Source organism: Pseudarthrobacter humi, assembly GCF_024294965.1.
In the GTDB taxonomy this organism is placed as follows: Bacteria; Actinomycetota; Actinomycetes; order Actinomycetales; family Micrococcaceae; genus Arthrobacter; species Arthrobacter humi.
In genome coordinates this window covers 484,293-508,163 of sequence record NZ_JANCLV010000002.1, presented here as the reverse complement: position 1 = coordinate 508,163, position 23,871 = coordinate 484,293, and the positions used below count along the sequence as shown (strand labels likewise).

Below are 23,871 nucleotides of genomic sequence, written 5' to 3'. Positions count from 1 at the left end.
ATCGGCAGGGGCAGCCTGAGCCTGTACAAGGTCCTCAAGGAACTCCAGGAACACCTCGTCCAGCTACTCAGCCGCTGCCCCTACTGCCAACACGCACCCCCAACCTAACAAAGTACTACTAGGAGAACGATTGTTATTGCGCAACCATTGCTTGTACGTGAGCCACCGGGTCCATTCGATGTGGTGCTTCTTCGAGGCAAGCCAAGGTTTGAAGTCTTTGTCCGTGATACCAACACCGATCTCCACATCGATGCTTAACTTGCTGACAAGCCTTCGGTGGACGGAAGTAACTTCAATGTCCGACACGTCGGGGGCAACGACAGGGCGGAACTTTGCCAGCTGCTCGTGGAGGAATGACTCGCTGTATTTGTCGTCACTGAGCAGAGCGCTCACAACTGTCTCAAGCTGTTCAATCTGAGAACGGACGACACTGGGGTCGGCGGCGGCGGCCTGGCTAGTCATTAATTACCTTCCAAAGGAGCTCAGCGGGGGCGGGTGTAAGGGCGAACGGCTCTATCGAAGCCATAGCGGAGACAAACTGTTCCGAATCTCCTCCGCTAGCTTTATGGGCATTCCAGAGTGCGGCAGCCAAGTCCTCGAGCTCGGGTATTGATGGCTCAATGGGGGAGTGGCTCTCATCTTGGCCAAGTCTGTTGTAGGCATCTTCAACAGGGAAAGTGGCTTCCAAGAGCGAAAGCACCGATGACATCTGCGCTACGTCCGCGGGACTCATCTCATCGGTCAGCATGGCCAAGGCAGGGTGCTGCCGATTTATCTCGTAACGGAAGGTTCCTCGGTCATCGATGACGTTCCACAGGGGACTTGTGCGCGATTGTTCTTGGACGATACGGCCACGGTAGAGGTGGACTCGCTTGCTGGGTTCTACGATGCGCCCAGCGATCCGGCGAAGATTATCCCTGATCTGTGGTGGCGGTGCCGCCGAAGCCTTCTTTATGTCCAAGGCCCAAAGGTGATCCAAGGTGTTCGGGATATCAACCTTTACGCGCGCCAGCTTTCCTAAGTCGTCCTTGGGTGCTATTCGAAACCAAGTGCCCCATATGACCAAGCGCTTCCCTCGATAAATGTAAAAACCTTGGCTGTCGCGGACCCGGCCCGCAATCTGGGCCCGCTTCTTTTCAGGCGTAGTCATCCGGCTAAGGTGCGGAAGCGTGTATGGCTGGACCTGAACACGTTCTCCGCCAACGGAAAAGGATTCGGATGGGCCCACCTGGGTAGCCTTGTTGGACTCTAGAAAAGGATCCGAACCTTGTATCGGGACTCGGTTCAGCAAGATATCGAAGCGCTGACCGTGCTCCCCAGCAAGAAATCTGTGGAATACGAGTGCTAGGTGGTCCCGGACATCCATCATGGCTGCGTCAAAAGAAGAGCCGAAATCACCGACGATTGACTCCAACCTATCGAGGTCCCGCCAAATGACCAGCGTCCCTGACGCTAATGCCGCAAGCTCGCCAAATCGCGGTAGCTGCCCAAGTTCGTCTTCACCCAGAACAATAAGACTCCAGGTTTGTCGCTCGATCATGTGATCGATGTTCCATTCGAAACCGCAGACAACCCCGTTCCGCTTGGAAACGACGACCAAGTCCCGGCATTGCGACAAAGATGCAGTCTTCAGCCCGAGGCCAAATCGCCCAAGGTCGGTTGCTGCTCTAGTTCTCATCGGGCTCGCGCCAGCCAGACGCATGGCTTGGACTGCTTCCCCGGATGTCATGCCTTCGCCGTTGTCGACGAGAGCCACGTATGGACTGGGCTGGTCGCCGAAGAAGATATCTACCTGAGTCGCTTGAGCAGCTATCGAGTTATCAATCAAGTCAGCGACGGCGGTCTGAAGCGTGTAGCCGACGGCCCGCATGGATTCCATGAGATGCGGATCAGGCGGAAGGTTTTGCTCGGTTATCACTGGCCCCCCAAAGGTAGTTCATGCCGTCAACTTTCCCAGCACTTTGGATACTAGCTGGCAGGTGCCAGAAAGCGCGTTTTATACAATCCATGACCCGTAGTGATCGTCGGTGACCAGCGAAGAGGATCACGAGGCGAGGCAGGACCTCGCGCACTATAATCTCCGCTGGGCAGTCGGAGGGCTGGCAGGCCAAGGCACGAGCCAGCCGGTTACGAAGTATTGACGAAGCGCCGTCCAGGGGGTGGGTCGTTGTGGCTGGTGCCAGTAGGCCGAGGGCGCATCGGTTGAGCACCCGGACCAGGGGCGCTCGCCCTCGGGCGGTACTGTTTGGAATCGAGTCATTGGTGAAAATTATCACGTTTCCCAGAAAAAACAAGTCGAGCTCTTGACGATAATGCGGCTTAGGTGTATAAGCTACACCTTGGTTTTAGTTACTCCTAAGCTGAACCTTCGTTTCAATTCCTCACTGAGCTGAACCGTTGGTTTCAGTTGCTTCTAAGCTGAACCTTCGTTTCGGTTGCTCATTGCCAAGTGAGGGGACGAGTCGTTTTGATGCCTCCGACGCGTGGAACGCCCGCGCCGAGGGAGCCTGCAAGCCTTGATGGTTTCATGGGTGTTAGCGACGCAATGATGGACGTCCTCGGCAAGTCGGATCCCGCAGTGCGTGGACCACGACCACAGCTACACCCAAGGCGAACCCCGGTCTCCTGGAATCAGGCGAGTGCGTCGACGGGCGGCTTCGGCACGCTCACCGGTGGTGTCGACCGGCTAAGACATTCAGGCTTTCAATAGGTGTTATTCCGCGCCTCCGGCCCCGGCACTCCATTCTTGATCGTGAAATATGCTTCGTGCTCACGGGGGCGCCCTTTGCCGTTACGTCCGGGACGCGGAAGTCGGCGGTCACTGCGGCCTTGGTGATGCGGATGTTTACGTAGCCGCGGTTGTCGTTGTAGAACTTCACGTGGTGGTTCCACGCGTTGAGGGTCCACCGTGGTGTCCGTGTCGGTGCCGGTGCCGTTGCGTATGGAGGTAGGACCACGGCGTTGCTGAATTTGGCGTCCGCCCAGCCTTGGGTGATGCCGCGACGGGAGGAGGCGTAGCCGTCCCTCCCGTCCGCGCTCAGACGTTCGTCGACGGCCTGGCTGAGGGTTTCGGCGGGCTCTGAATCACCTCGGTATGACAGGCTCAACCACCGAGCAGACAACTTTAAGCGCCGCAGTGCGCCAGAAACGCCAGGTACCGCGCATCCCCGCGTCCCCCCAGCCGTCCCAGCGCCTCAACTGCCTCAACATCCGTGGAGCCCATATCAGTGGACAGCCAGCGGACGAGCAGCCCAGTGTCGCCGCTGGAACGCACGGCCGAGCCAACCGCCAGGTCCAGCTGGTCCCGGAGCAACTGCACCGCGAGAGCACCCGAGCGGCTGAGCAGGGGAGCCCGGTACGCCTCCAGCGCGTAAGCCACGCGCCCTTCATGCAGCAGCCGAAGCACCCGGCCCGAATCCGAACGTCCGGTCAGGCCAGCGACGAACCGGTAAGGGTTCGACTCCACGGCATCGCCCAGCATGGAGCGGACCCTGAACATCTCGGTGCGAATGGCGGCCGTGGTGCCCGCATCACCGTAGAGCTCATAAGCCAGCTCCTCGGCGCTCCAGCCCTGGGCGCGTGAATCCAGCAGCGCGAGAATTTCCGCACGGCGCAGCGTCAGCGGCACCCGGCTGCCGTCCCGGAACACCGCGGCAGGCCTGTCCCCGAGAAGCTCCAGCGACTCAACGGCCGCAACCGGCCGGCGGACGGCCCGCCGGGAAGCACGAACGGGAGAACTGGCACGCAAGGACGACCCGCCGTCGGGCGTTCCCAACAGCGATTCCGCCACCCGGACCGCGCAACGCACCATCCGCAGCGTGTCGGCGCTGATGGTGTCCAGCGGTCCGGAGACGTCGAGCACGCCCAGCAACGCACCCGTCAAAGGGTCCATGATGGGCGCCGCCGTGCAGGCCCACTCATGGTGCGTACGGACCAGGTGCTCTGCGGAGAACAGCTGCACCGGCCGGCCGGTGATCAGCGCCTCGCTGATGGCGTTCGTCCCGATGCCGGCCTCGGACCAGTCGGCCCCTTCGGAGAACTCCAGCCGGTCCGCCCGCCGCAGCACCTCCGGGCTGCCCACACGCCACAGGATCTCGCCGCGGGCGTCGGTGAGCACCAGCAGGTGCCGGCCGGAACTGGAATCGTCGGCCAGCAGGTCGTGGAGCGCCGGCATGACCTGTTGCAGCCGGTGTTCCCGCCGCAGCTCCAGGACGTCGGCGGCGTCGTGCAGGCGCCTCGGGCTGTGCTGGTCCGGACTGATACCCAGTGCCATGGAACGGCGCCACGAATCGGCCAGATCGGTAGGGATCTCCGGGCGCGGGACACCGGAGATGACCAATTCGTGGGCGTGGCGCAGGGCACGCGAGTACTTCGCCGGGTCCGAAAACCTCAGGCCGTAGTCCAAAACAATGTCCTCCTCACCGACGGCGTCCTTGCCGGCAGTGCCCGTGTAACGCGGTTGAAACCCCCACTGCGTTGCAATAGTGATGCAGCTCACGCCCGTACCAGCTTAGCGCAGGGGATTCCGGCGGGACGGGGCCGCCGGGACCAACAGACACACGGACCATACGACACAAGGGAGTGGACATGACCGAAACACCCACCGCAGCCGCGCAGGCCTGGCTGACGGAACTGGATACCGCCCTGCAGCGTCGCGACGTGGACGCCGCGCTGGAGCTTTTTGAGGACGACAGCTACTGGCGCGACTTCGTGGCGTTCACCTGGAACCTGAAAACGCTGGAAGGCAAGGCGGACATCCGGCAGATGCTCGAGGCCACGCTGGACCACGTGCAGCCTTCTGGTTGGGTGCTCTCCGAGGACGCCACCGGCGACGCCGCCACCACGGAAGCCTGGATCACGTTCGAAACCGCCGCCGCCCGCGGCTACGGCCACCTCCGGCTGCGGAACGGCAAATGCTGGACGCTGCTCACCACCATGCAGGAGCTGAAAGGCTTCGAGGAGAAGAAGGGAACCCGCCGCGAGAAGAGCGTGGCGCACGAGATCATCAAGGGCCGGCGCTCCTGGCTGGAACAGAAGGAGGAGCGCGAGGCGCGGCTCGGCTACGAGGAGCAGCCCTACACGGTCATCATCGGCGGCGGGCAGGGCGGCATCGGCCTCGCGGCCCGGCTGCGGCGCCTGGGCGTCCCCACCCTCGTCATCGAGAAGAACGAGAAGCCGGGCGACTCCTGGCGGAACCGCTACAAGTCCCTGCACCTGCACGACCCCGTCTGGTACGACCACATGCCGTACCTGAAGTTCCCCGACGACTGGCCCGTCTTCGCCGCCAAGGACAAGATCGGCGACTGGCTGGAGCACTACACCCGGATCATGGAACTGAACTACTGGGGCGGCACCGAGTGCCTGGGCGCCGAGTTCGATGACGGTACTCAGGAATGGGTGGTCAGCGTCGTTCGTGACGGGGAGCCTGTGACGTTGCGGCCCAAGCAGCTGGTGTTTGCCCTTGGCGTCTCGGGCTACCCGAACATTCCAGCGTTCGACGGCGCGGGCTCCTTCCTGGGGGAGCAGCGCCACTCGTCGCAGCACCCGGGCGGCGGGGACTGGACCGGGAAGAAGGCCGTGGTGATCGGCTCCAACAACTCCGCGCACGATATCTGCGCGGACCTGTGGGAGCACGGCGCCGACGTCACCATGGTGCAGCGGTCCTCGACCCACATCGCCCGGAGCGAGTCGCTGATGGACCTGGCGCTGGGCGACTTGTACTCGGAGAGGGCTTTGGCGGCCGGGGTGACCACGGAGAAGGCCGACCTGCTGTTCGCGTCGCTGCCGCTGCGGATCCTGCCCGAGGCGCAGGTGCCCGTGTACCAGGAGATGGCTGCCCGGGATGCGGACTTCTACTCGCAGCTGGAGGCCGCGGGGTTCGACCTGGACTTCGGTGTGGACGGGTCCGGGCTGTTCGTGAAGTACCTGCGGCGCGGCTCCGGCTACTACATCGACGTCGGCGCCTCCCAGCTCATAATCGACGGCCGGGTGCAGCTTCGCTCGGGGGAGGTTTCCAAGATCACCGGCAACGCCGTGGTCCTGAACGACGGGACCGAGCTGGAGGCGGACCTGATTGTGTACGCCACCGGCTATGGCTCCATGAACGGCTGGCTGGCGGACCTGGTCTCTCCCGAAATCGCGGACAAAGTAGGAAAATGTTGGGGGTACGGCTCGGACACCCCGAAGGACCCGGGCCCCTGGGAAGGGGAGCTGCGCAACATGTGGAAGCCCACCAACGTGCCCAACCTCTGGATCCACGGCGGCAACCTGCACCAGAGCCGGCACTACTCGTCGTACCTGGCCCTGCAACTCAAGGCCCGCATGGAGGGGCTGGAGACACCCGTGTACGAACTGCAGCCCACCCATCACACGCGCTGACTCTTATCCGCTTCAATCGGGAGGACCATCATGAAGGCAGCACGTTTTCACGGCAGGAAAGACATCCGGATCGAGGATGTGCCGGAGCCGGAGCTCCGCGCCGGGGCCGTCAAGATCGACGTCGCCTGGTGCGGCATCTGCGGAACCGACCTGCACGAGTACCTCGAAGGCCCCATCTTCGTCCCCGCCCCGGGGCATGCCCACCCGCTCTCGGGGGAGGAGGCTCCGGTGACTCTGGGGCACGAGTTCTCCGGGACTGTGTCTGAAGTCGGCGAAGGGGTGACGGGCCTCGCGAAGGGGGACAACGTCGTCGTCGAACCCTATTTTGTCTGCGACGAATGCGATTCCTGTCAGGCGGGCAATTACCACCTGTGCCGCAAGATGGGGTTCATTGGGCTCTCCGGCGGCGGGGGAGGCCTGAGCGAGAAGATCGTGGTGGACGCCCGGTGGGTGCATCCCATCGGGGACATCCCGCTGGATGAGGCGGCCCTGATCGAGCCGCTGTCCGTGGCGCACCATGCGGTGGCGCGCAGCGGCGTGAAGGCGGGCGACGTGGCGCTGGTGGGCGGTTCGGGTCCGATCGGGCTGCTCACCGCGGCCGTCCTCAAGGGCATGGGGGTGACCACGATCGTCAGCGAGCTGACGCTGGCCCGCAAGGAAAAGGCGGTTTCCAGCGGCGTGGCGGACCATGTGCTGGACCCCAGCAAGGAGGACGTCCCGGCGCGGGTGCTGGAACTCACCGGCGGTACCGGGGCGGACGTCGCCTTCGAATGCGCCGGCGTGAACGCCGTGCTGGACACCATGCTCGACGCCGTCCGGCCCGCCGGCGTGGTGGTCAACGTGTCCATCTGGGGTGCGCCTGCCACGGTGGACATGCAGAAGCTGGTCCTGAAGGAGATCGACCTGCGCGGGACCATCGCCTACGTCCGGGACCACGCTGCCGCCATCAAACTGGTGCAGGAAGGCAAGGTGGATCTGAAGCCGTTCATCACCGGCAGGATCGCGCTGGAGGACCTGGTGGAGCAGGGCTTCGACACGCTCATCAATCACAAGGAGACGGCGGTGAAAGTGCTGGTGCACCCGTAGGAGTGCTTGAGGCTACGCGGAGGAACTGCACCGAAACAGTTGCGGAGCGCGGCAAAGCAAAGCCCCCGCCTCTGGCGGGGGCTTTGCGAACTTCCTCTGAGTGCTATTTGACTGCGACGAATACCTTGTCACCGAACATGCCCGCCCTGACGGCGAGAACGCCTTGAGCCGCGGTGGCCGACGGCACTTCAAAAGCCTGATTGCCTGTTGCCGAGCCGCCCTTATAAAGCGCGTTCGAGCTGATGGGATCCGGTTCTACGACGTTCTTGTCGTAGCTGTTCACGGTCCTGCCGTCTGCTGTCACGTATTCGACTGACACGAACGACGGCGTCTGCCCGTTAGCGTCATCGCCGATGTAGGTGGCGGAGTAGTTCACGAGGATGTACTCCGAACCCGCGGCAGGCGGGTCGTTGAATTGGTTGGCAGCGACAACAGCGTCTGTGGCGGCAAGGGTGACCGAGTTGACCACAACGCGCCAGTCCTTGGACTCAATGACCGAGCCGATCGGATGGGGGGTCTCGCGGGTTCCGGTTTTGGCAGCGGGAGCTTCCGCTGCCCCGCCGTTAGTGGCACCTGCATCCCCGGACGGTGCTACGACTTTGGTGTCGCCGCTGCCGAGGGCGTTGTCGATGGACGACCCGACGGCGCCAAAGAACACGACGACCCCGACAATTGTTCCAACGATTGACAGGATCAAGGCAGTGATACCCATCCCCTTGGGCTTGTCCCTTTGGAACAGGGAGACGAGAGCCAGAACGAATGCGATAGGCAGCAGTATCCAGCCAACGATGAGGGCGCCGGGCATACAAGCGAAGATGAAGCCGAGCACTGCTGTGATGAGGGCGATGAGGCCGACGACGTTCAACGGCTTCTTTGCCTTCGTCGGTCGCGGCGGGAGGGTCTGCGTTGACGCCTCGTAAGCCGACTGCGCGACAGGTGGGTGGTTGGGCGAAGTCTGCTGTGAGCCCGCCCCAGGGAACTCTGGTGTAGTCATGGCTCAAATATGACAGACGAAAAAGCTTTTTATGTGTTACGACAAGACGCAACTTCAATATGACAAGCATGATTGGTACCTCGTGTGGAGGGACCAAAGGCCATGTAAAGATGAACCATTAACTTTGGAGTCAGTTGGCCTTCAAACTCGCCCGCACAACCTCAAAGCCCAGCCCCCGAATCTTCCGGGCAGCGGTCTCGTCGAGGCGGGCGTCGCTGATGATGACGTCAAGCTCTTCCAGGGCGAGGACGCGGTATTTCGCGTGGTGCTCGAACGTGCTGCTGTCCGCCAGCAGCAGGGACTTCTCGGTTGGATGGCTCCACCACGTCGGCGCTGCTCTGCATGGTCTGCAGGTAGTGCATGCATCTGCCGTTCTGGAGCGTGGCCAGGGTGGCTGGCCTGTCCACGGTCCAGCTGATGTCCGGCATCTTCGCTTCCAGTGCTGCAATGAGTTCTGCACGGAGGGCATCGTATTTGGGGAGGCTGCCAGCTACCGGCGCGGGGGCCTCGGCGACCGGAGGGGCACGACGGCGGCGCGCACCTGGGTGCGTACCGCCGTCGTCAGCGGGAAACCATTGCCCGCTATCCTCGTGTGGCGGTACGCTCTTCGTCCCTGCCGCGACCCCTGGAAGGATCGATCATGAAAGTCCTGGCTGCAGTCTCGCTGATAGAGCTGATCCTCCAGCTCATCGGAGCGCGGAAAGCCATCCGGGACGGGATCCCTTACGACGCGCCCATTGGCCGGGGCAAGCCCGAAGACGTGGCGCGCGACATGTGGGCCATGGGCAGCGGGCTGTCAGCGCCGTGGCACACGCTAGCCGCCCACGCGGCAGGGACCGCTTTACTGATTGCCAGGCCGCGGCCGTGGGTCAGGCGGGCGGTCGGCGTGCTGGGCGCCCTCTACATTCTGGGCATCTCGTGGGAGCGGATCACGCGGGAATCGTTCCGGCACCCGGACCGGGAAACCACCCCGCTCATAGCCTCAGGGCTTGCACTGTCTGTTGCCATGGCGCTGCTTGGGTTCGGACGGAAGCGTCTGTAGCCGGTCTCACCCTTCGGCCTTCGCGCCAGCCTGTCGTTTTCAGAGGTCGTGGGGACAAATTTCAGTGCCCGCCAGCCCAGGAATTCCCTGTCCGTATGCGGGGTGGTCGTCACTTCCGGCCCAGACGGCACCGCCGCCAGGGCAGGGCATCACCTGGAACGCCAGGCCGTCACGCTGGGCCCGCAGGTGGCGCCCGTCATCCTCGACCACTTCCCAGCCCGCCGCTGGCAGCGCTGCACGATAGTGCTGCAACACATCGACGTCTCCCGAGAGCACAAACCAGCGGGTACAGCCGCCCACACCACTCACGCCGCCACCGCTGTAAAGGCCGATGTGTTCGATGGAATCGAACGCCCGCTGGGACTCGCGGTCTGCACTGGCCATGGGCTCATCCGTACCCTCGGTCACGCACTGCGGAGAGGAGTCGTACTTCCCGGTCTTCTGCCCCAGGGCCAAGGGGGTGACAGCGAGCATCACGAGCAGCATGAGGACCGGGATGGCCACGGCCGTCAGTCGCATCCACAGTCGTGGCGAGAGGACCAAACCGACCACGGCAACCACCGCGACCAGACCGAGCGCCATTCCGGAAGGACCTGCCGTCAAGGCCCAGGTGAGTCCTTCGAACGCGGTATCGGCAACACGACCGTACACCGCCATGAAACCGTGGTGGACCAGCACGGCCAGCAGTGCCAGTCCTGCCTCGACGGCGAGCAGCACCGTAACGGAGACAGCTCGGCCGGTCATGGGCATGGCTTATTGTAGGGTCGGCCTGACCTGCTGTACATGGGCCGACGCTCGCAGCGCCCTCGACCGATGTACACCACCCCCAAGGGCAATTCCTGGCACTACATCTGGGATTGGGACGGTCAGCGCTACTCCATGACCCCCGAGGTCGCTCGGCTCTTGCGCACGGCCGCCGGTAACTGACAGCAACGAACCTTCCGATGAGGGCAGCGAGCCGACCTACCCGCACGGCGTTCCGCGCCACCGGACCCTACCCGGCGGCCCTCCAGTCCAGGTGGGCGGCCACAGCCGCTGACTGGTTCCCCTCCAACCACTGGCGGCTGAGGCCCTGCCCCTCGGTCGTTGCCATTCTGGACCGCCGCCGACTTCAGCACCGCAACCACCGAGTTGCGGCTGCCGGTGGAAAGCGCCTGACAGAATTATCAGCCCGTCTGTCTGTGCCGCACGTTACTGACCTCGCCCTCTGCAGGGAGCGCCGTGTCAACGACACTCCCTGACGAGATCTGCCGCTTGACCTGCTCAAGCTCTTCTTTGAGCAGGTCAACGGTGGCGCGGTATTTTTCAAAGTCCGCCGCTCGGCGTCGAGCCACGGCGTAACTGACGACGGCGGCGACAATGGCGAGCGGGAACGAGAGGAGCAGGGCCCAGCCGGACACGGCAAGGAAGTCCAGCGCTATGGGAAGTGCCTGCTTGAATGCCAGGAACTCGTTCACGCCACCGACCACCCCGTTCAGCGCGGAGTCCAAGGGGCCCAGATACTGGCCCACGATTGGCGTCCCGGAGAACGACGGGACGGTCAGCGGCGGTTCCCCTCCTGCGGACCATCGGGAATCACGGAATTGGCTCAGGACATAGATCCCGGCACCCGCGTTGAGGGCCGCAAAGAGCAGGACGGAACCAAGCGCCGTCCAATGAAACCTGCGCGGACGCCAGAGGCCGGCCACCAGCGCGAAGACGGCTGCAGCAATCCAGGGAAAGAAGCGGAGTTCGTCGCGGCTCAAGCCACCCAGCAGATCCAATGAATTCCTCGCTCCTTGCCGCCGGAGCCATGCATGCCCCGGTCCCAGGCGAGCCTATCCCAGCCGCACCGGGCATTCCGCGGCAGATGTATAACTGTCGTGCACGGCGGAGCGGGTCAGCGAAGCGGCTGCCGTTCGCCGACACTGACCGAACCGTCGGGCGTAACAGAGTCTCGCCGTCGTCGTTCTATCCGTTCCTGTTGGCCTGGCGAAGGTATCTTGGCGCCCTTCGCCCGGTTGCACCTGGCGCAGGCGGCGACGAAGTTCTGCAGGCTGGTGGATCCGCCTTTGGACCAGGGGTAGAAGTGGTCGCCGTGTTCGGCGGGCCGGGAGCAACGGCGCCGGAATCCGGCCTCCATTTCACACAGGCCGGCAGCTCGGGCCATGCCTTCGCGGCGTTGCTGGCGGGTGAACCTCGTACCGGGTCCCGGCGTCGGATGTCGTGGCTGTGGACGACAGCAGCAACGATGACTAGGCCACCAGAAATGCGCCGGGCAGGGCAGCCGCGGCCAGAACGCTTTCAAGCATTCCGCGCAGGACCTCGGTCACCAAGGAAATGCCAGTCCCGGAAACTACTTTCGGCTTTGGCATAAGGGCCAGGAAAACGGAGATTCCAAGCCACATCATTACGGCCGCATATGCCAAACACAAAGCCTTACGGCCCCAGTCGGCGCGCTTCAGTTACACCATCGAGCTGTCCGCAACCTCGCTGGTTACCCTTCGCACCCCACACCGTCCCCGTTACGGTCCAGACCATAGATGTCAGATCCAACGACCGTGACGGGTCCTCGCACATACGCGGGACCGTTTCCGCTCCCTCCGGCGCAATCGACGTCAGATGCAATGGGCACACACGCTCCCGCGTAGTTCGAGTCGCATCCGGACGGCGCTGCGGGGGCGGCAGGCCGCACGGGCGCCGGGACTTGTGCAGCTGCCGCGGCGGCTGCTGCAGCAGCGGCCTGCTGCTGGCGGGCCGCTTCAGCGGCAGCAGCTTCCTGACGGGCCGCCTCCGCAGCGGCCTGCTCTGCGGCAGCCTTTGCAGCAGCGTCTTGCGCTGCTTTGTCTGCGGCCGCCTTCTCTGCCGCGACCTTCGCTGCCGCTCGCGTGTCCGTTACCCGTTTCGATTCCGACTGCTCCATCCACTGCAGTTTTCCGGCGTCGGTCTTGGTGCAGATGAAGATCTTCGGCAGGTACTTTTCAGTCGCATTCTCGGTGAGGCAGGCGGAAGCGGCCGGCGCGGTTGGAGTGGGCGTTGCCGTCGCGGAGGCGGACTCACTGGCAAGGGAAGTACTGATGGAGGCCGCTGATTGGCCTCCGCAGGCCGTTGCTGAAATGACCACGGCGACCGCCAGAGCCCCGCCAGCCACTCGCCGTCGGGAAATCCCTGATCCCGGTGAAGTCCGGATCACATGGCCAACTTCATTGTTGACCGGTTCTCGTGCTTCATGGCGCCGAAGAAGTGTATTCATTTATTGCCCCCATAAAATTGATGACGCGAAATTGCCCGCCGAATGAAACCCCGTAGCCTGCAGCAAAAAGGCAGGGCGATGGTGGCAATTCTGACCGCCCCGCATCAAGGCCTCCGCAAGTTTTTCCCAGCTTTGGCGCAGGAACACCGGCCGTTGAATCGGGACGTCGCGTCCTTCCCTTCAGCCGGCACCTAGCTTGCGTGGTGGCTTCCGAGTAGCCGCCGTCGTGAGTCCGGGGTTTAGAGAGGCTCAACCGCTGATAAGACCCGGAACTCCGTCCTGGTTCGGAGCCGACCGGCTCCCTAGGCTGCCGGCGCGGGCTGCGTAAACGTGCGGGCGGCCCGTGAGCCCGCGATGGTGCTCGCGCCGATGCTGATGAGGGCCCCGAGGATTATGGCCGCGGCTTCTCCCGGTTCCAGCAAATGCAGTTGGGAGCCGATCGCGGCGGCGGCAACCGGCACCCCCAGCTGGGACGCTGCTAGCACCGCGAGCGGCAGAGGCTGGCCGAGTAGCCGCAGGCTTCCATGGACCAGCAGCGTTCCAAACCCCAGGCAAATGCCGAGGAGAATCATTTTGGGGCTTCCCGCAAGGGTGTGCAAGTCAAGCGATGCGCCCAGCCATACAAAGAACACCGGCCCCAGAAAGCCATCGCTGACGGCGAAGAGCTGATGAGCCAGTCGCCGGGGTTCCCCCACCGCTGCGACCACCAGGCCGAAGGAGAACCCGGCCAGCATGATGGACACGTGGCCCGCGACGGCAAGCCCGGAGAGCGCGAAGAGCAAGGCAAGCTGGATCCTGAGCTCCAGGGCGAACTTCCGGTCCTCGGACACGTCATGCATCCGTCCGCGCGTGCCGTTGCGCTCCAGCCAGCGAAGGACAAAGAACAGGACCGCAGCGCACGCCGCGACGACGGCTGCCCCGACGGCTGCCCGCGGTGCATTGGGTGGGTCGACAGCAAGCGGAAGTGCCACAATGCAGGCGATGTCTGCCACCGCCACCTGCGCCGTCGTCGTCAGGACCTTTGGTCCCGTCAGCCGCAGGGAATCGACGATCGGCAGCACCAAGGCTGCGGAAGAGGAAGCGAGCAGGACGATGTAAAGCGGAGCATGTCCGGTGCCAAAGGCAAAGGCAATGACGATTCCGACGGCGGCCGCGAGCAATGCGGCGATGCCGGCACGCAGGGCGCCACCAGCCAGTGCGGGGCGGATGGCTCGGTCCCGCACGGGGACATGCGTCCCGGCGACGAACATCACGAGGGCGAACCCGACGTCGGCCACAAAGGTGAACGTGGGATCCGAGGAGTCCACCAGTCCCAGACCCGTGCGCCCGATGGCGATACCAGCCAGCAACTGCCCCAGCACCACGGGAAGGTGCCATTTTTTGGGTAGCGCCAGCAGCGGGCCGAGGAGCGCGACCGCGGCGATCAGCGAAAGCTGAAAGAACGACACGTCCCTCCTTCTGCCGGCGTTGCGGTTCGTTGACGGTGGTTAGCGGGGCGCGTCAGCCAGTTTGAGTGGAATGTCCGTGTTCTCGTCCGTGTAGTAGCTTGCGCACGCCCGGTGGTAGCCGCCGGCCACCTGCGCGGGGATCCCCCTGGCCAAGTCACCTCTGACCATCAGGATGGTCAAGAGCTTCTTGCCTTCCCTGATCTTCTTCAGGTCCGATGCCACGTGGGCGCAATTGCCGCCCATTGCTGCCTTTCCACGGCGCGTATGGATAGTGGACTCATGCTGTCACACCCGCGCCGCGCCTGGCCATGGCCACAGTAACCCGTAGTGGGCGCATGACGTTGAGCGATACGCGGTTCCTGTGGCGGCCACTGGAAGTGGATGGTGGCTAAGGACGAGGACTTCATCAAGGGCGAGGCTGACAGTTAGAGCTAGGACCTCACAACTGTCTGTCCCATCAATTCCATCCTGGTGACTGCGTAGATGGCATTGCGGGCGTAGCCGATCCCTTACCGTGCTTCTACCGTGCTTCGGAACATTGATTGCTGACGTCACGCAGACTTAAACCGCGAGGCTATCAACTCACGCATCGCCGCCACATCAACGTCGCCGGCTGTCTGGTCCGTAAGCACTTTGGCTAGCCGTATCGGCCAGAGTACGTGAACGTCGCGAGTGGCGAATGTGCCCCCGATCAGAGGCCAGTCTGCTTCGACGAAGCACAGCGCCCCGGTGACCGGAACATCCCCAACGTGGTCGCGCACGATGTCGACCTGTTTGAGCGCACCATCGACCAGTTTCGTGCAATCACGCCGGCCCACGAGGAGCTTTTCAACGCGTGGGCGAAGGATGCCACCCTCGATTCTCAGTTCAGGCCGTCCCTTGTACCGCTTGGCGTCGATCACCCAGATTCCACCGGGGGTGATGGCGATATGGTCAATGTTTGCCTTCGAGCCGGGGATTCGCCGGTCGTGGAGGACAGCCAGGCCATCGCCGGCCAGAGCATTGAGACGAGCGCCGAGGCGTTCCTCACCGACCGCGCCCCGATCCCAGGCCTTGGTGGGCTGGCGCTCGTCAGATAGGGCGACTGCGAGGCCGCCGAAGCGGCCCCACTTCTCGCGGAGCTTTTCCTCGTCCTTCGCCTTGCGGCGCTCATATTCGCGTCGTGCGGACGACCCGGCTACTCCGGGCTCCGTGGACAACGACTCCTCACGAGGTGTTTCCAGGCCGGGGGACATGGTTTCCATGGCCTCGGTGGGGCACTGCAAACAGCGGACGGTCTTGGTCTCGCTCTCATAGATTGCCTCAGTCCCGGCCGGAAGAGACGCACCGCAGAGCCGACACGCTCCGTCATACCGGAGCTTCATCTGCTTCAAGAGGCTGGAACTTGGATCGCCGGAACGGACGGAGGCTGCTTGTAGATCGCGGCGGTTAGGCCTCGGATGCGCTTTCCCATGGCTCAATCCTCACTCACCGCAAGAATTTTCAGGGTGTGCCGCGCTCCGGACCTGCGAACGGCGAGCAAAGCTGCCCAAGACTGACTTCGCACCGGGAATGTCCCGACCGACTCAACAGCCGCCGTCGGCCGCTCGCCAACCGGGATGCGCGGACCGCGTACGCGCAGATTGCGCTCGGCGAGGACCCCACCCCCCTGCCGGCCTGACGGATCAGCGCGGCCACCTTGCCCGCGGGGTGTGTTTCGAAGGTCACCGACAACGGCGGTCCTTGCCGACGGCACCGAGCTGGAAGCGGACCTGATTTGTATACGCCACCGGCTACGGCTCCATCAACGGCTGGTTGGCGGATCCGGGCCCCACTTTTGCCCTTACAGATTGTCGGTGCCAGGTGGGATCATGCAGCATGGCACGTAAACGTCGTCGCTCAGCTAGCGCTGGCGCCGGTGGGCTTGGCCCCTTCGGCATCTTCCTCGCTCTCGTCGCGATCGGGGTCCTCATCAAATTCTGGTGGGTTCTCCTGATCGTTCTCGGTGTGGTAGCGCTGACCGTGGCAATCGTCCACTTCGCCAGGACCCCGGCCCCTCCGGTCATGGCGCGCTCGCCCAAGCCGGCCCGTCCACTCGAGCCCCCACCGGTCATGGCCCCGCGCAGCCCGGCCCTCGCCAGTGAGGATCTCGCGGACCAGATGCGCGCCACCGAAAAAGTCCGCCACATCCGGGACATGCAGGAATGGGACTACGAGTGGATCCGGCTGACCCACCCGGAAAAGAGCAGCCGCGAACTCAGTGAAATCGCCAACGCCCACTTCGCGCGGGGGCGGTCGATCGGCGTCAACTACGAGTGGGCCCGCCTTCTTGATTCCGGATCAGACCAGCCAGCTGAGGGCGTTGGCGTGAGCCCGGAGGCCCCGAAGCGCGTCCCCCCGGACGCGGACCGCACGGCGCCAGCCGAGCCAGGGGAGCTTCTCGCACGCGACCCACGCACCATGTGGGCGTGGGCCGACTATCTGGACGGCCGGCTCTCCCTGCCTGTCAGCCACGAGGACGCGCGGCAGGTCCTGGCAGCGATCCCGCCCGGCGACCACGTCGAGATCTTCGGTGCGGTCGCCATCGGGGCAGGCCTCCTCGGGGCCACGGACACGCTCCCGCACGAGGCCAGATTCGCCGCGAGGACATTCGACCGCTGGATCCTGCCGTGTCCGGGGCGTCTGGCCGACATCATCCCCGCCTCCAGTACCAGGCACTACGCGACGGCCAGGCCGGTCGATGTGGCCCGCTGGATGGCACAGAGTAACTTCGCGCTGGCCGATGGCCGGCACATGGGGGCCTGCTCCGACCGGAAACGCGTCGATCGGTTCGACGAGGGCTCCGGGCTGTCCATCCTCAGGCTTCCCGACAACCCCTTCGCGCCAGCCCCGCCGCCAGGGCTCGGCACAGGAGCCGAGGACACCCTGGTGGCGGACTACATCAAATCCGTCACCCACCGCGTCCGCACGGCGCAGGCCAACTATGGCGCCAACGACGCGAGGCTGGCACTCCATGAAACCTACGGGGAGAACAAAGACAGGCTCGCGCGGGCCGAAAACTACTTGAAGGGTGCGGTAGACGACGTAAAGCGACACCCCCGAATCGGAGCCGAGACTCCCAAGGCTCTCGTCAGCCACTTCCGCAACGCCGACCTGAAGGCTGCTTTCTTTTGCCTGGCTCTCGGCCTGCCCTATCCCGGAGACAAACCACTAAGCAGGACCCTCAAACGGCCCCCTACACCAGCCGACTTCTACTGACGCGTGGAGTGCGAAGTCCACCAGGTGTCAGGAACTTCCGCACGTCACCGCTGCGTGTCATGGCGTCTTCCAGAGCCCACCCGAGCAGACGACGGCGGCCGTCGAGGCTGCGCTCGCAGCCGGCTACCGGCACATCGATACCGCCGCCGCCTACGGCAACGAGCGGGAGGTCGGCGAAGGCATCCGCGGCTCGCGTCTGGACGATCGCCGCCATCGCGCGGGTCCACGGGAAGAGCCCGGCGCAGGTCATGCTGCGATGGCATTTGCAGCAGGGCCGCTCAGCCATCCCGAAATCAACAAACCCTGGCCGCATTGCCGAGAACTTCGACGTGTTCGACTTCGAACTCAGCGTCGACGAACTGGCCGCCATCGACGCGCTCGACTCCGGTGTGCGCAATGGACCCGACCCCGACGAGGCGCGGCTGGAGCGCTTCTCGATGGTCATCCCCGAAGCCTAAGACAGAAAGAAGATCAGCTTGGAATACTGCACCAGCCACGGTGCACAGGAACTCACAGCACAGGCACGACGACGGATGAAACCGTGACCGCCACGGACCTGGAGGGGCTCCACAGCGCGTTGTGCGAGGCGATGGTTGCCGGGGACCTCGCAGAACTCGGCGTCATCCTTGCCGACGACTTCACCCTTACGCACATGACCGGATCCGTGCAGGACAAGGCGGAATGGCTGGACGCCATCAAAACCGGCCAGATGCAGTACCACCGGATAGAAACGGTCGAGGCCACCCTTAACGCCGAGGGCACCGTGCCCTCGTTGACCGCCCGAACCCTCACCGACGCCACGATCTGGGGCTCCAGAGCCACCTGGCGCCTGACGTTGCGCTCCTGGTTCGAGCCGCGCGGAGACGGCTGGGTCAACGTAGTCCCGCCGTCGTCGTTCAATCCGTTCCTGCTGACCCGGGGAAGGAATCCTGGCGCCCTTCGCCCGGTTGCACCTGGCGCCGGCGGCGACGAAGTTCTAACCAGGCCCACAACGAACATTCCGGGCAGGGCAGCCGCAGCCAGAACGCGTTCAAGCATTCCGCGCAGGACCTCGGTTGCGGCGGAGATACCAGCCCCTGACGCTTCCCCCATGCTTCTTCAGTTTCAAGGAGCGTACCGCTCAAACAACGGCGAAACCCCAAGCCGAGCGGACTCGGATGGGGGTTTCGAGGGTTCGGGAAGGTTCTACTTGGCGACCAGCCCCGGAACTCCGCGGTCATCGCCTCGCGGGTGATGGTGCGGTCCGCGGCGAGGTGCTCGTAGTCAAGATTTTCGTGGCGGACCATAATGTTCGACAATCAGTCCGCTGAGGTCTAATATCTGGAACCTCGCCGTTATCATTTGTATGGCACACGGTAGTGCAGCTTCTATTAATGCTCGGTAATCACTTATGGCTGCTCCCGCGGTAAGAGGCATCCTTCGTACGAAAGAACAGTGCAGATGTCCACACCGCCGTATTTCCTTAAAGCCGCGACATCCGTATTCCTTGCCTCAATGGTTCTATCTCTGGCCCCTGCTGTTGCTCATGCTGATCTTGCAACTGACCCGCCAACTGCCACTGTTCCTACTCCTTCGCCCTCTGCTCCACCCGCAGGAGAGCAAAGGTACATCGTGAAATATGGCAATGATGTGAATGCAGAAGCGGAGTCCACGTCCCTGCGGCAACAGGGAATTGAAGTTAAGGCGACTCTTTCCCATGCAATGAAGGCTTCGGTAGTTGTAGCGACACCGAAGGAAATGGAGTCCCTGAAAAGATCAGAAGACGTGGCCTCAGTTGAACTTGACACTCCCGTTGCAATCTCCGGTGCCACGTCTATTTGGGGGCTTGACCGGGTAGATCAGCGATCAGGGCGAGACGGGCAGTACAGCATCGGCAATGAAGGTGCTGGCGTGAACATCTATGTTGTTGACACCGGGCTGCATGTTTCCCATACGGAATTTTCCGGGAGGATTCCTGCTGTCTGGTGGGGAGTTCATGATGGCAATGGAATCAATGACTGTAATGGTCATGGGACGCACGTCGCCGGAACCGCCGCCGGAACAACATACGGCGTTGCCAAGAAAGCCAGCATCATCCCCATCCGGGCGCTTGAGTGCGATGGAAGCGGCTGGGCGTCAACAATCATGGCAGGGATTGACTGGTCAGTTCAGCACCACGTGGCCGGTCAGCCAGCAGTACTGAACCTCAGTATTGGCGGTTTCACTAATTCTTCATTTGACGAAGCCGTTCAAAGTGCTGTTAACGACGGGATGACGGTAGTCGCATCAGCAGGCAACGCCGGCGCTGACGCCTGTGCTGCCTCTCCTGCTCGAGTTCGGTCTGCCATTACCGTTGCAGCTACGGATATTAACGACGCTCAGGCGTCATGGTCCAACTACGGCTCTTGCGTTGATATTCAAGCGCCGGGAATATCCATCAGGTCTGCTTGGAACAACGCTGCTACCGGCTACAACACTCTGGACGGTACTTCAATGGCTGCTCCACACGTTTCCGGTGCGGCTGCAGTCCTGCTTTCCCGTGACCCTTCGTTATCCCCGGCACAGGTTCACCAGTCGATGACCAACAACGCGGTGACGGGTGTCATCAGTGCCAATAAGGGCGCAACCCCTAACAGGTTGCTATTTATCCCCGCGCCTAATCCACCTGTTCCCTCCTGCTCCAATCTCCAGGCTGGTGATGCATGGGCGGGGGTAGGTACGCATTGCGGGTCGCAGGGATCAGCAGCTTCTACCCCGTCTACCGCTGAAGCTCCCCCCGTAACCGCTGATCAAGCTCCCGCTCCCCTTGCTACGACCAATGCCGCCCCGGCACCTGCTGCAACTGCCCCGGCTCCAGGGCCCGCACAACCCGCTCCCGCGCAACCGGCTCCCGAACCTGCTGATGCTCCCTCCTGGCAGGCTGCAGCCGCATCGCCCCTACATAAACCTGCCGCCGCGAATGCGGCGCAGGCAGCGGCAATTGCTGAACCTGGCGTGATCTCACCTCAGCCGGTGGTGGACGAAGCCACGCAACGACCCGAAACCACATCTTCGGAAACACCGGCAACAGTGGCAGCGAACTCCAACCCTGCCCCATTACCAAGTGGCGGTGCCACCATTGCCCCTGCAGCGGATGCATTCGACGACGCTGCGGCGGGTTTCGTGACCGCTGCAGCGAACAACTCATTCTGGGTAATCACGATCGGACTGGTCCTTGGTGGCATGGCTGCTGCATATGCAATCAGGCGGCTGAATCACCGACGACGGCTGACAGTATGACCTCACCTTCAGTGATTTCACGCTTGTAGATGGTGACGGCCTCGGCACCGGTCATCGGTCCGGACGCCCACCCGTTGTGAAGTCCGGCGATTTCGGTGGGCGTCGCTCACGCCGCGGGCTCATATCCGACAAGCCAGTGAAGTCCATGACGATCAATCACTTGGCCATCAGAGGCGCCCCAAGGCTTTGATGAGAGTGGATCAAGCACCGACCCGCCAACGGAGAGTTTGTCGAACCACTCGTGGAGAACCGCCGGTTCGGCGGTTCCCAGCAGCGAGAGCATGATGCCTTCGAGCCGGACCGTTGTGTGGCCTTCGGCTGCGTCTGAACCTGCCAGAGCAACGACGCCGTTGAGCACTCCATGAGCTACGGCTTCTGGTGGGCCGTCGCTCCTGCCGAAGTCTTCGTACGTGTGCAGAGAAAGCTCACCGCCGAAAACATCCGCATAGAAGTTCAATGCCTCCCGCGCCGTTCCCGGGAAAAAGACATAGACCTGAGGCCCGGCCATGCGCCCATTAGTCTTGGGCGCCATGGCGGTGCTGTCCTTAACCCGGTCGATGGTGGCACCCCAGCCCTCCTGCGTGCCTCCCATCATGAGCTTTTGCACCTCTTCGATGTCCAGATGCTCAGAGAACCGAACTGTGAGGACAAGCTCCGTTTCCTTGCCCACGTCGTTCAGCTGCACCGTGACAACAGGGGCGGTCAGTTCGTTCTCGCCGCAGAGTTCGGGCCATCCTCCAACTGCTCCCCAGCGGAAAACGAGTCGTTCGTCGGGAACGATCTCCAGGTAAATCCCCCCGGTGGGGTAACTAAGGTTCTCGTTGACGACCATCTGCTGTTTCCACGTTCCCCCGACCCGAAGGTCGACCTCAATGGGTGTGGTCGGTGTGGGCATGTCAGGGTTATAGAACCATGCAAGATGCTCAGGGTCGGTCCAAGCGGTGAACACGGCCTGCCGCGATGCAGCCAAAATTCGGGTAAGGGTGAAGCTTCGATCCTGAGTCGGGTAGTCGGTCATCATCTATCCTCCAGTCCTGTGAGCTCATCGGGCCGATCGGGGTTTATGGCGAGCTGAGCGTCCAGGCGATCCAGCCGTGTGCTCAGGAAATCGCGGTACGGGCGCATCCATTCCTCAACCTGTTGTAGCGGGGCAGGTTGAAGCCGGCAGTTCCTCCACTGGGCCGATCTGGACTTAGTGATCAGCCCGGCCTGCTCGAGCACTTTTAGGTGGCGCGATACGGACGGCACGCTAATCGAGTGCGGAGCGGCTAGTTCGGTCACCGTCGCCTCACCCTGCTGCAGTTGCGCCAGCAGAGCACGGCGGGTGGGATCCGCCAGCGCAAGGAAAATCGCACTCAGTTCATCCATTTGCGCCCCAGCCTAATTACGCATCAGCGCAAATACAAGACTTGGCGTGGTCGCTGATGCTGTCAATTTCGTTAGATTCGTGATCCCCATGTGAAGGATCGTCAATCTTGCCCACGGCTAGTGGGCCCGCGCGATTCGAGGATCAGAAGCCCGACGCCGTCCCGGAGCCGGAGGGTTTGGTTCCGAGCGGGACTCCGTTCATGTCGGTTGCGATGCCGGGTTGGCCGTTCGCGGTCCCCTGGTACGTGGGGGTGCCGGCGATGACGCCAGTGGCCCGGGTGCCGCTCTTGAGGGCTCCGAGGGTGATCGTGAGGGTCTTGCCGTCCGCGCTCAGCGAGACGGAGGACCGTTGGACGGTGCTGCTGCCCTTGAAGGTGAGGTTTCCGCCGGTGCTGGTGGTGTAGCGGGCGCCGAGGTTGACGGTGCCGAAGTTGCTGGTCGTGCAACCCGTCGAGAGGGTCAGGGTGTCGTTGGGTGCGGAGGTGTTGCGGCTGATGAGTACGCTGACGCTGCTGCTTATATGGGTCCACGGCCCTGTGGGGCTGGTCCAGGTGCTGCAGAACGAGCTCGGGCTCATCGGCTCGTTGAACACGACCACGACCTTGTCGTTGGTGTCCGCTTTGCCGGCGATTCCGCCGTTCTGGAGCGTGACGGACACGACCCTCGGGCCGATGCGGCTCGTCGCCGTCATCACCGTGCTGATGTTGCCGTAGGAGTCCGTGGCCTGGGCCGAGAACGTGACCAGGCCCGAGTTGAGTTGGCTCAGGTTCATCGTCGAGGACCAGTTTCCAGAGTCGTCCGCCGTTGCCGTGGCCGACAGGCTGTAATTCCCCGAATCGGTGGCCGTGAGCGCCACGGCTGCCCCCGGATCGGAGGTCCCCGCGAATGGCACGGCGGTCACCGTGTCGCCCGTGATCTGGGACGGCATGCTCGTGAACTGCGGTGCCGTTGCGGTGGTCTTCTTCGTTCCGGTCTGCGCTGCGGACGCGCCGGTGTTGCCGACCGTGTCGGTGGCGGTTGCGGTGTATGTGAGCTGGCCGTCGTTGAGGCTCGTCAGGTTCAGTGGCGTTATGGACCAGTTCCCGGTTCCGTCCGCGGTGGCGGTTGCGGTGAGGGTGTGAACGGTGTCGGCGTCAGTGATGTTGAGCGTGACGGTGGCGTCTGCCTCGGCGCTGCCGCTGATGGTCACGGACGTGGCGGTCGCGGCGGTGACGGTGGCCGGGGCCGTCAGTGTCGGCGCAGCGGGGGGTGCGGTGTCCTTGGGGGCCGTTGCCGTCGTCGCGGGGCCGGTGTTGCCGGCCGTGTCGGTCGCGGTGGCGGTGTAGATGAGCTGGCCGTCGTTGAGGCTCGTCAGGTTCAGTGCCCTTATGGTCCAGTCCCCGGTCGAGCTGGCCGTGGCCGTTCCGCTCACGGCATGGCCCGCGCCGTCGGACGCTGTGACACTCACGGTGGCGTCTGCCTCGGCGCTGCCGGAGATGGTCACGGACGTGGCGGTCGCGGCGGTGACGGTGGCCGGGGCCGTCAGTGTCGGCGCGGCCGGGGGTGCGGTGTCCTTGGAGGCCGTTGCCGTCGTCGCGGGGCCGGTGTTACCGGCCGTGTCGGTCGCGGTGGCGGTGTAGATGAGCTGGCCGTCGTCGAGGCTCGTCAGGTTCAGTGGCGTTATGGACCAGTTCCCGGTTCCGTCCGCGGTCGCGGTTGCGGTGACGGTGTGAACGGTGTCGGCGTCAGTGATGTTGAGCGTGACGGTGGCGTCTGCCTCGGCGCTGCCGCTGATGGTCACGGACGTGGCGGTCGCGGCGGTGACTGTGGCCGGGGCCGTCAGTGTCGG

20 protein-coding genes and 4 pseudogenes are annotated in these 23,871 nt (G+C 63.5%); 8 read left to right on the top strand and 16 right to left on the bottom strand.

What is annotated here, in order from left to right:
• Positions 1-454 precede the first annotated feature (454 nt).
• From NFC73_RS05300 to NFC73_RS05290, 3 genes and pseudogenes are all read right to left on the bottom strand, one after another.
• Positions 455-1,879 carry an ATP-binding protein gene (locus tag NFC73_RS05300; protein WP_254748213.1) on the bottom strand — a complete coding sequence of 475 codons (1,425 nt, stop codon included), beginning with the start codon at positions 1,877-1,879 and terminating at the stop codon, positions 455-457.
• Between the two features lie 824 nt (positions 1,880-2,703).
• Positions 2,704-2,897, bottom strand: a pseudogene (locus NFC73_RS20955) (alkaline phosphatase D family protein); the annotation flags it as partial.
• A 227-nt stretch (positions 2,898-3,124) separates the two neighbouring features.
• Positions 3,125-4,498 carry a GAF domain-containing protein gene (locus NFC73_RS05290; RefSeq protein ID WP_254748211.1) on the bottom strand — a complete coding sequence of 458 codons (1,374 nt, stop codon included), beginning with the start codon at positions 4,496-4,498 and terminating at the stop codon, positions 3,125-3,127.
• 89 nt (positions 4,499-4,587) lie between these two features.
• Between NFC73_RS05290 and NFC73_RS05285 the strand changes: the two genes are divergently transcribed.
• Entirely contained in the window at positions 4,588-6,378 is a 1,791-nt protein-coding gene (locus NFC73_RS05285; protein WP_254748209.1) for an NAD(P)/FAD-dependent oxidoreductase, read from the top strand.
• Positions 6,379-6,408: 30 nt separating this feature from the next.
• Complete coding sequence (locus NFC73_RS05280) at positions 6,409-7,464, top strand: 2,3-butanediol dehydrogenase (protein ID WP_141139723.1); 1,056 nt, start codon at positions 6,409-6,411, stop codon at positions 7,462-7,464.
• Positions 7,465-7,567: 103 nt separating this feature from the next.
• Here the strand turns inward: NFC73_RS05280 and NFC73_RS05275 are convergent, their stop codons facing one another.
• A complete protein-coding gene (locus tag NFC73_RS05275; protein WP_254748207.1) occupies positions 7,568-8,458 on the bottom strand; it encodes a DUF4352 domain-containing protein in 891 nt (296 codons plus the stop codon).
• 640 nt (positions 8,459-9,098) lie between these two features.
• Here NFC73_RS05275 and NFC73_RS05270 point away from each other — a divergent pair.
• Positions 9,099-9,500: a hypothetical protein gene (locus NFC73_RS05270; protein WP_254748205.1), complete on the top strand. Its 402-nt coding sequence runs from the start codon at positions 9,099-9,101 to the stop codon at positions 9,498-9,500.
• Positions 9,501-9,539: 39 nt separating this feature from the next.
• On the opposite strand, the gene NFC73_RS05265 is transcribed toward NFC73_RS05270, so the two are convergent.
• On the bottom strand, positions 9,540-10,244 hold the full coding sequence (locus NFC73_RS05265; protein WP_141139726.1) for a hypothetical protein: 705 nt from the start codon (positions 10,242-10,244) through the stop codon (positions 9,540-9,542).
• A 233-nt stretch (positions 10,245-10,477) separates the two neighbouring features.
• On the opposite strand from NFC73_RS05265, the pseudogene NFC73_RS05260 reads away from it, so the two are divergent.
• A pseudogene (locus tag NFC73_RS05260) lies at positions 10,478-10,658 on the top strand (AraC family transcriptional regulator); the annotation flags it as partial.
• An 8-nt stretch (positions 10,659-10,666) separates the two neighbouring features.
• On the opposite strand, the gene NFC73_RS05255 reads toward NFC73_RS05260, so the two are convergent.
• From NFC73_RS05255 to NFC73_RS05225, 7 genes are all read right to left on the bottom strand, one after another.
• On the bottom strand, positions 10,667-11,263 hold the full coding sequence (locus NFC73_RS05255) for a hypothetical protein (RefSeq protein ID WP_254748203.1): 597 nt from the start codon (positions 11,261-11,263) through the stop codon (positions 10,667-10,669).
• A gap of 116 nt (positions 11,264-11,379) precedes the next feature.
• Positions 11,380-11,622, bottom strand: coding sequence for an HNH endonuclease (locus NFC73_RS05250; RefSeq protein WP_254748201.1), 243 nt, complete (start codon positions 11,620-11,622; stop codon positions 11,380-11,382).
• A 112-nt stretch (positions 11,623-11,734) separates the two neighbouring features.
• Positions 11,735-11,890, bottom strand: coding sequence for a hypothetical protein (locus NFC73_RS05245; RefSeq protein WP_254748199.1), 156 nt, complete (start codon positions 11,888-11,890; stop codon positions 11,735-11,737).
• An 86-nt stretch (positions 11,891-11,976) separates the two neighbouring features.
• Positions 11,977-12,603, bottom strand: a complete 627-nt coding sequence (locus NFC73_RS05240) for a hypothetical protein (protein WP_254748197.1) — start codon at positions 12,601-12,603, stop codon at positions 11,977-11,979.
• Between the two features lie 431 nt (positions 12,604-13,034).
• A complete protein-coding gene (locus tag NFC73_RS05235; RefSeq protein ID WP_254748195.1) occupies positions 13,035-14,180 on the bottom strand; it encodes a cation:proton antiporter in 1,146 nt (381 codons plus the stop codon).
• 39 nt (positions 14,181-14,219) lie between these two features.
• A complete protein-coding gene (locus NFC73_RS05230; RefSeq protein WP_254748193.1) occupies positions 14,220-14,423 on the bottom strand; it encodes a hypothetical protein in 204 nt (67 codons plus the stop codon).
• Positions 14,424-14,731: 308 nt separating this feature from the next.
• Positions 14,732-15,544 (bottom strand): nuclease-related domain-containing protein, encoded by an 813-nt coding sequence (locus tag NFC73_RS05225; RefSeq protein ID WP_254748269.1) that lies wholly within the window; start codon positions 15,542-15,544, stop codon positions 14,732-14,734.
• Positions 15,545-16,037: 493 nt separating this feature from the next.
• On the opposite strand from NFC73_RS05225, the gene NFC73_RS05220 reads away from it, so the two are divergent.
• The 4 genes and pseudogenes from NFC73_RS05220 (at position 16,038) to NFC73_RS05205 (ending at position 20,675) form a co-directional block, all read left to right on the top strand.
• Positions 16,038-17,417, top strand: a complete 1,380-nt coding sequence (locus NFC73_RS05220) for a hypothetical protein (RefSeq protein ID WP_254748191.1) — start codon at positions 16,038-16,040, stop codon at positions 17,415-17,417.
• Positions 17,418-17,478: 61 nt separating this feature from the next.
• Positions 17,479-17,875, top strand: a pseudogene (locus NFC73_RS05215) (aldo/keto reductase); the annotation flags it as partial.
• A gap of 83 nt (positions 17,876-17,958) precedes the next feature.
• Complete coding sequence (locus NFC73_RS05210; RefSeq protein ID WP_254748189.1) at positions 17,959-18,651, top strand: nuclear transport factor 2 family protein; 693 nt, start codon at positions 17,959-17,961, stop codon at positions 18,649-18,651.
• A 377-nt stretch (positions 18,652-19,028) separates the two neighbouring features.
• Positions 19,029-20,675 carry a S8 family peptidase gene (locus tag NFC73_RS05205; protein WP_254748187.1) on the top strand — a complete coding sequence of 549 codons (1,647 nt, stop codon included), beginning with the start codon at positions 19,029-19,031 and terminating at the stop codon, positions 20,673-20,675.
• Positions 20,676-20,781: 106 nt separating this feature from the next.
• Here the strand turns inward: NFC73_RS05205 and NFC73_RS05200 are convergent, their stop codons facing one another.
• The 4 genes and pseudogenes from NFC73_RS05200 to NFC73_RS05185 form a co-directional block, all read right to left on the bottom strand.
• On the bottom strand, positions 20,782-21,183 hold the full coding sequence (locus tag NFC73_RS05200) for a VOC family protein (protein ID WP_254748267.1): 402 nt from the start codon (positions 21,181-21,183) through the stop codon (positions 20,782-20,784).
• A 48-nt stretch (positions 21,184-21,231) separates the two neighbouring features.
• A pseudogene (locus NFC73_RS05195) lies at positions 21,232-21,693 on the bottom strand (SRPBCC family protein); the annotation flags it as partial.
• The gene (locus NFC73_RS05190) at positions 21,693-22,043 is read right to left on the bottom strand and encodes an ArsR/SmtB family transcription factor (RefSeq protein ID WP_254748185.1); all 351 of its coding nucleotides are present in this window, start codon (positions 22,041-22,043) and stop codon (positions 21,693-21,695) included. The pseudogene NFC73_RS05195 and the gene NFC73_RS05190, both read right to left, overlap by 1 nt.
• Positions 22,044-22,185: 142 nt before the next feature.
• The coding region (locus NFC73_RS05185) for an Ig-like domain-containing protein (protein ID WP_254748183.1) at positions 22,186-23,871 on the bottom strand (1,686 nt) is incomplete at its 5' end.

Coding starts and splice junctions, on each gene's coding strand:
- NFC73_RS05280 (WP_141139723.1), top strand. CDS start 6,409: ATGAAGGCAGCACGTTTTCACGGCAGGAAAGACATCCGGATCGAGGAT.
- NFC73_RS05250 (WP_254748201.1), bottom strand. CDS start 11,622: ATGGAGGCCGGATTCCGGCGCCGTTGCTCCCGGCCCGCCGAACACGGC.
- NFC73_RS05285 (WP_254748209.1), top strand. CDS start 4,588: ATGACCGAAACACCCACCGCAGCCGCGCAGGCCTGGCTGACGGAACTG.
- NFC73_RS05200 (WP_254748267.1), bottom strand. CDS start 21,183: ATGGCCGGGCCTCAGGTCTATGTCTTTTTCCCGGGAACGGCGCGGGAG.
- NFC73_RS05230 (WP_254748193.1), bottom strand. CDS start 14,423: ATGGGCGGCAATTGCGCCCACGTGGCATCGGACCTGAAGAAGATCAGG.
- NFC73_RS05190 (WP_254748185.1), bottom strand. CDS start 22,043: ATGGATGAACTGAGTGCGATTTTCCTTGCGCTGGCGGATCCCACCCGC.
- NFC73_RS05225 (WP_254748269.1), bottom strand. CDS start 15,544: ATGAAGCTCCGGTATGACGGAGCGTGTCGGCTCTGCGGTGCGTCTCTT.
- NFC73_RS05220 (WP_254748191.1), top strand. CDS start 16,038: ATGGCACGTAAACGTCGTCGCTCAGCTAGCGCTGGCGCCGGTGGGCTT.
- NFC73_RS05275 (WP_254748207.1), bottom strand. CDS start 8,458: ATGACTACACCAGAGTTCCCTGGGGCGGGCTCACAGCAGACTTCGCCC.
- NFC73_RS05265 (WP_141139726.1), bottom strand. CDS start 10,244: ATGACCGGCCGAGCTGTCTCCGTTACGGTGCTGCTCGCCGTCGAGGCA.
- NFC73_RS05270 (WP_254748205.1), top strand. CDS start 9,099: ATGAAAGTCCTGGCTGCAGTCTCGCTGATAGAGCTGATCCTCCAGCTC.
- NFC73_RS05300 (WP_254748213.1), bottom strand. CDS start 1,879: ATGGAATCCATGCGGGCCGTCGGCTACACGCTTCAGACCGCCGTCGCT.
- NFC73_RS05245 (WP_254748199.1), bottom strand. CDS start 11,890: ATGATGTGGCTTGGAATCTCCGTTTTCCTGGCCCTTATGCCAAAGCCG.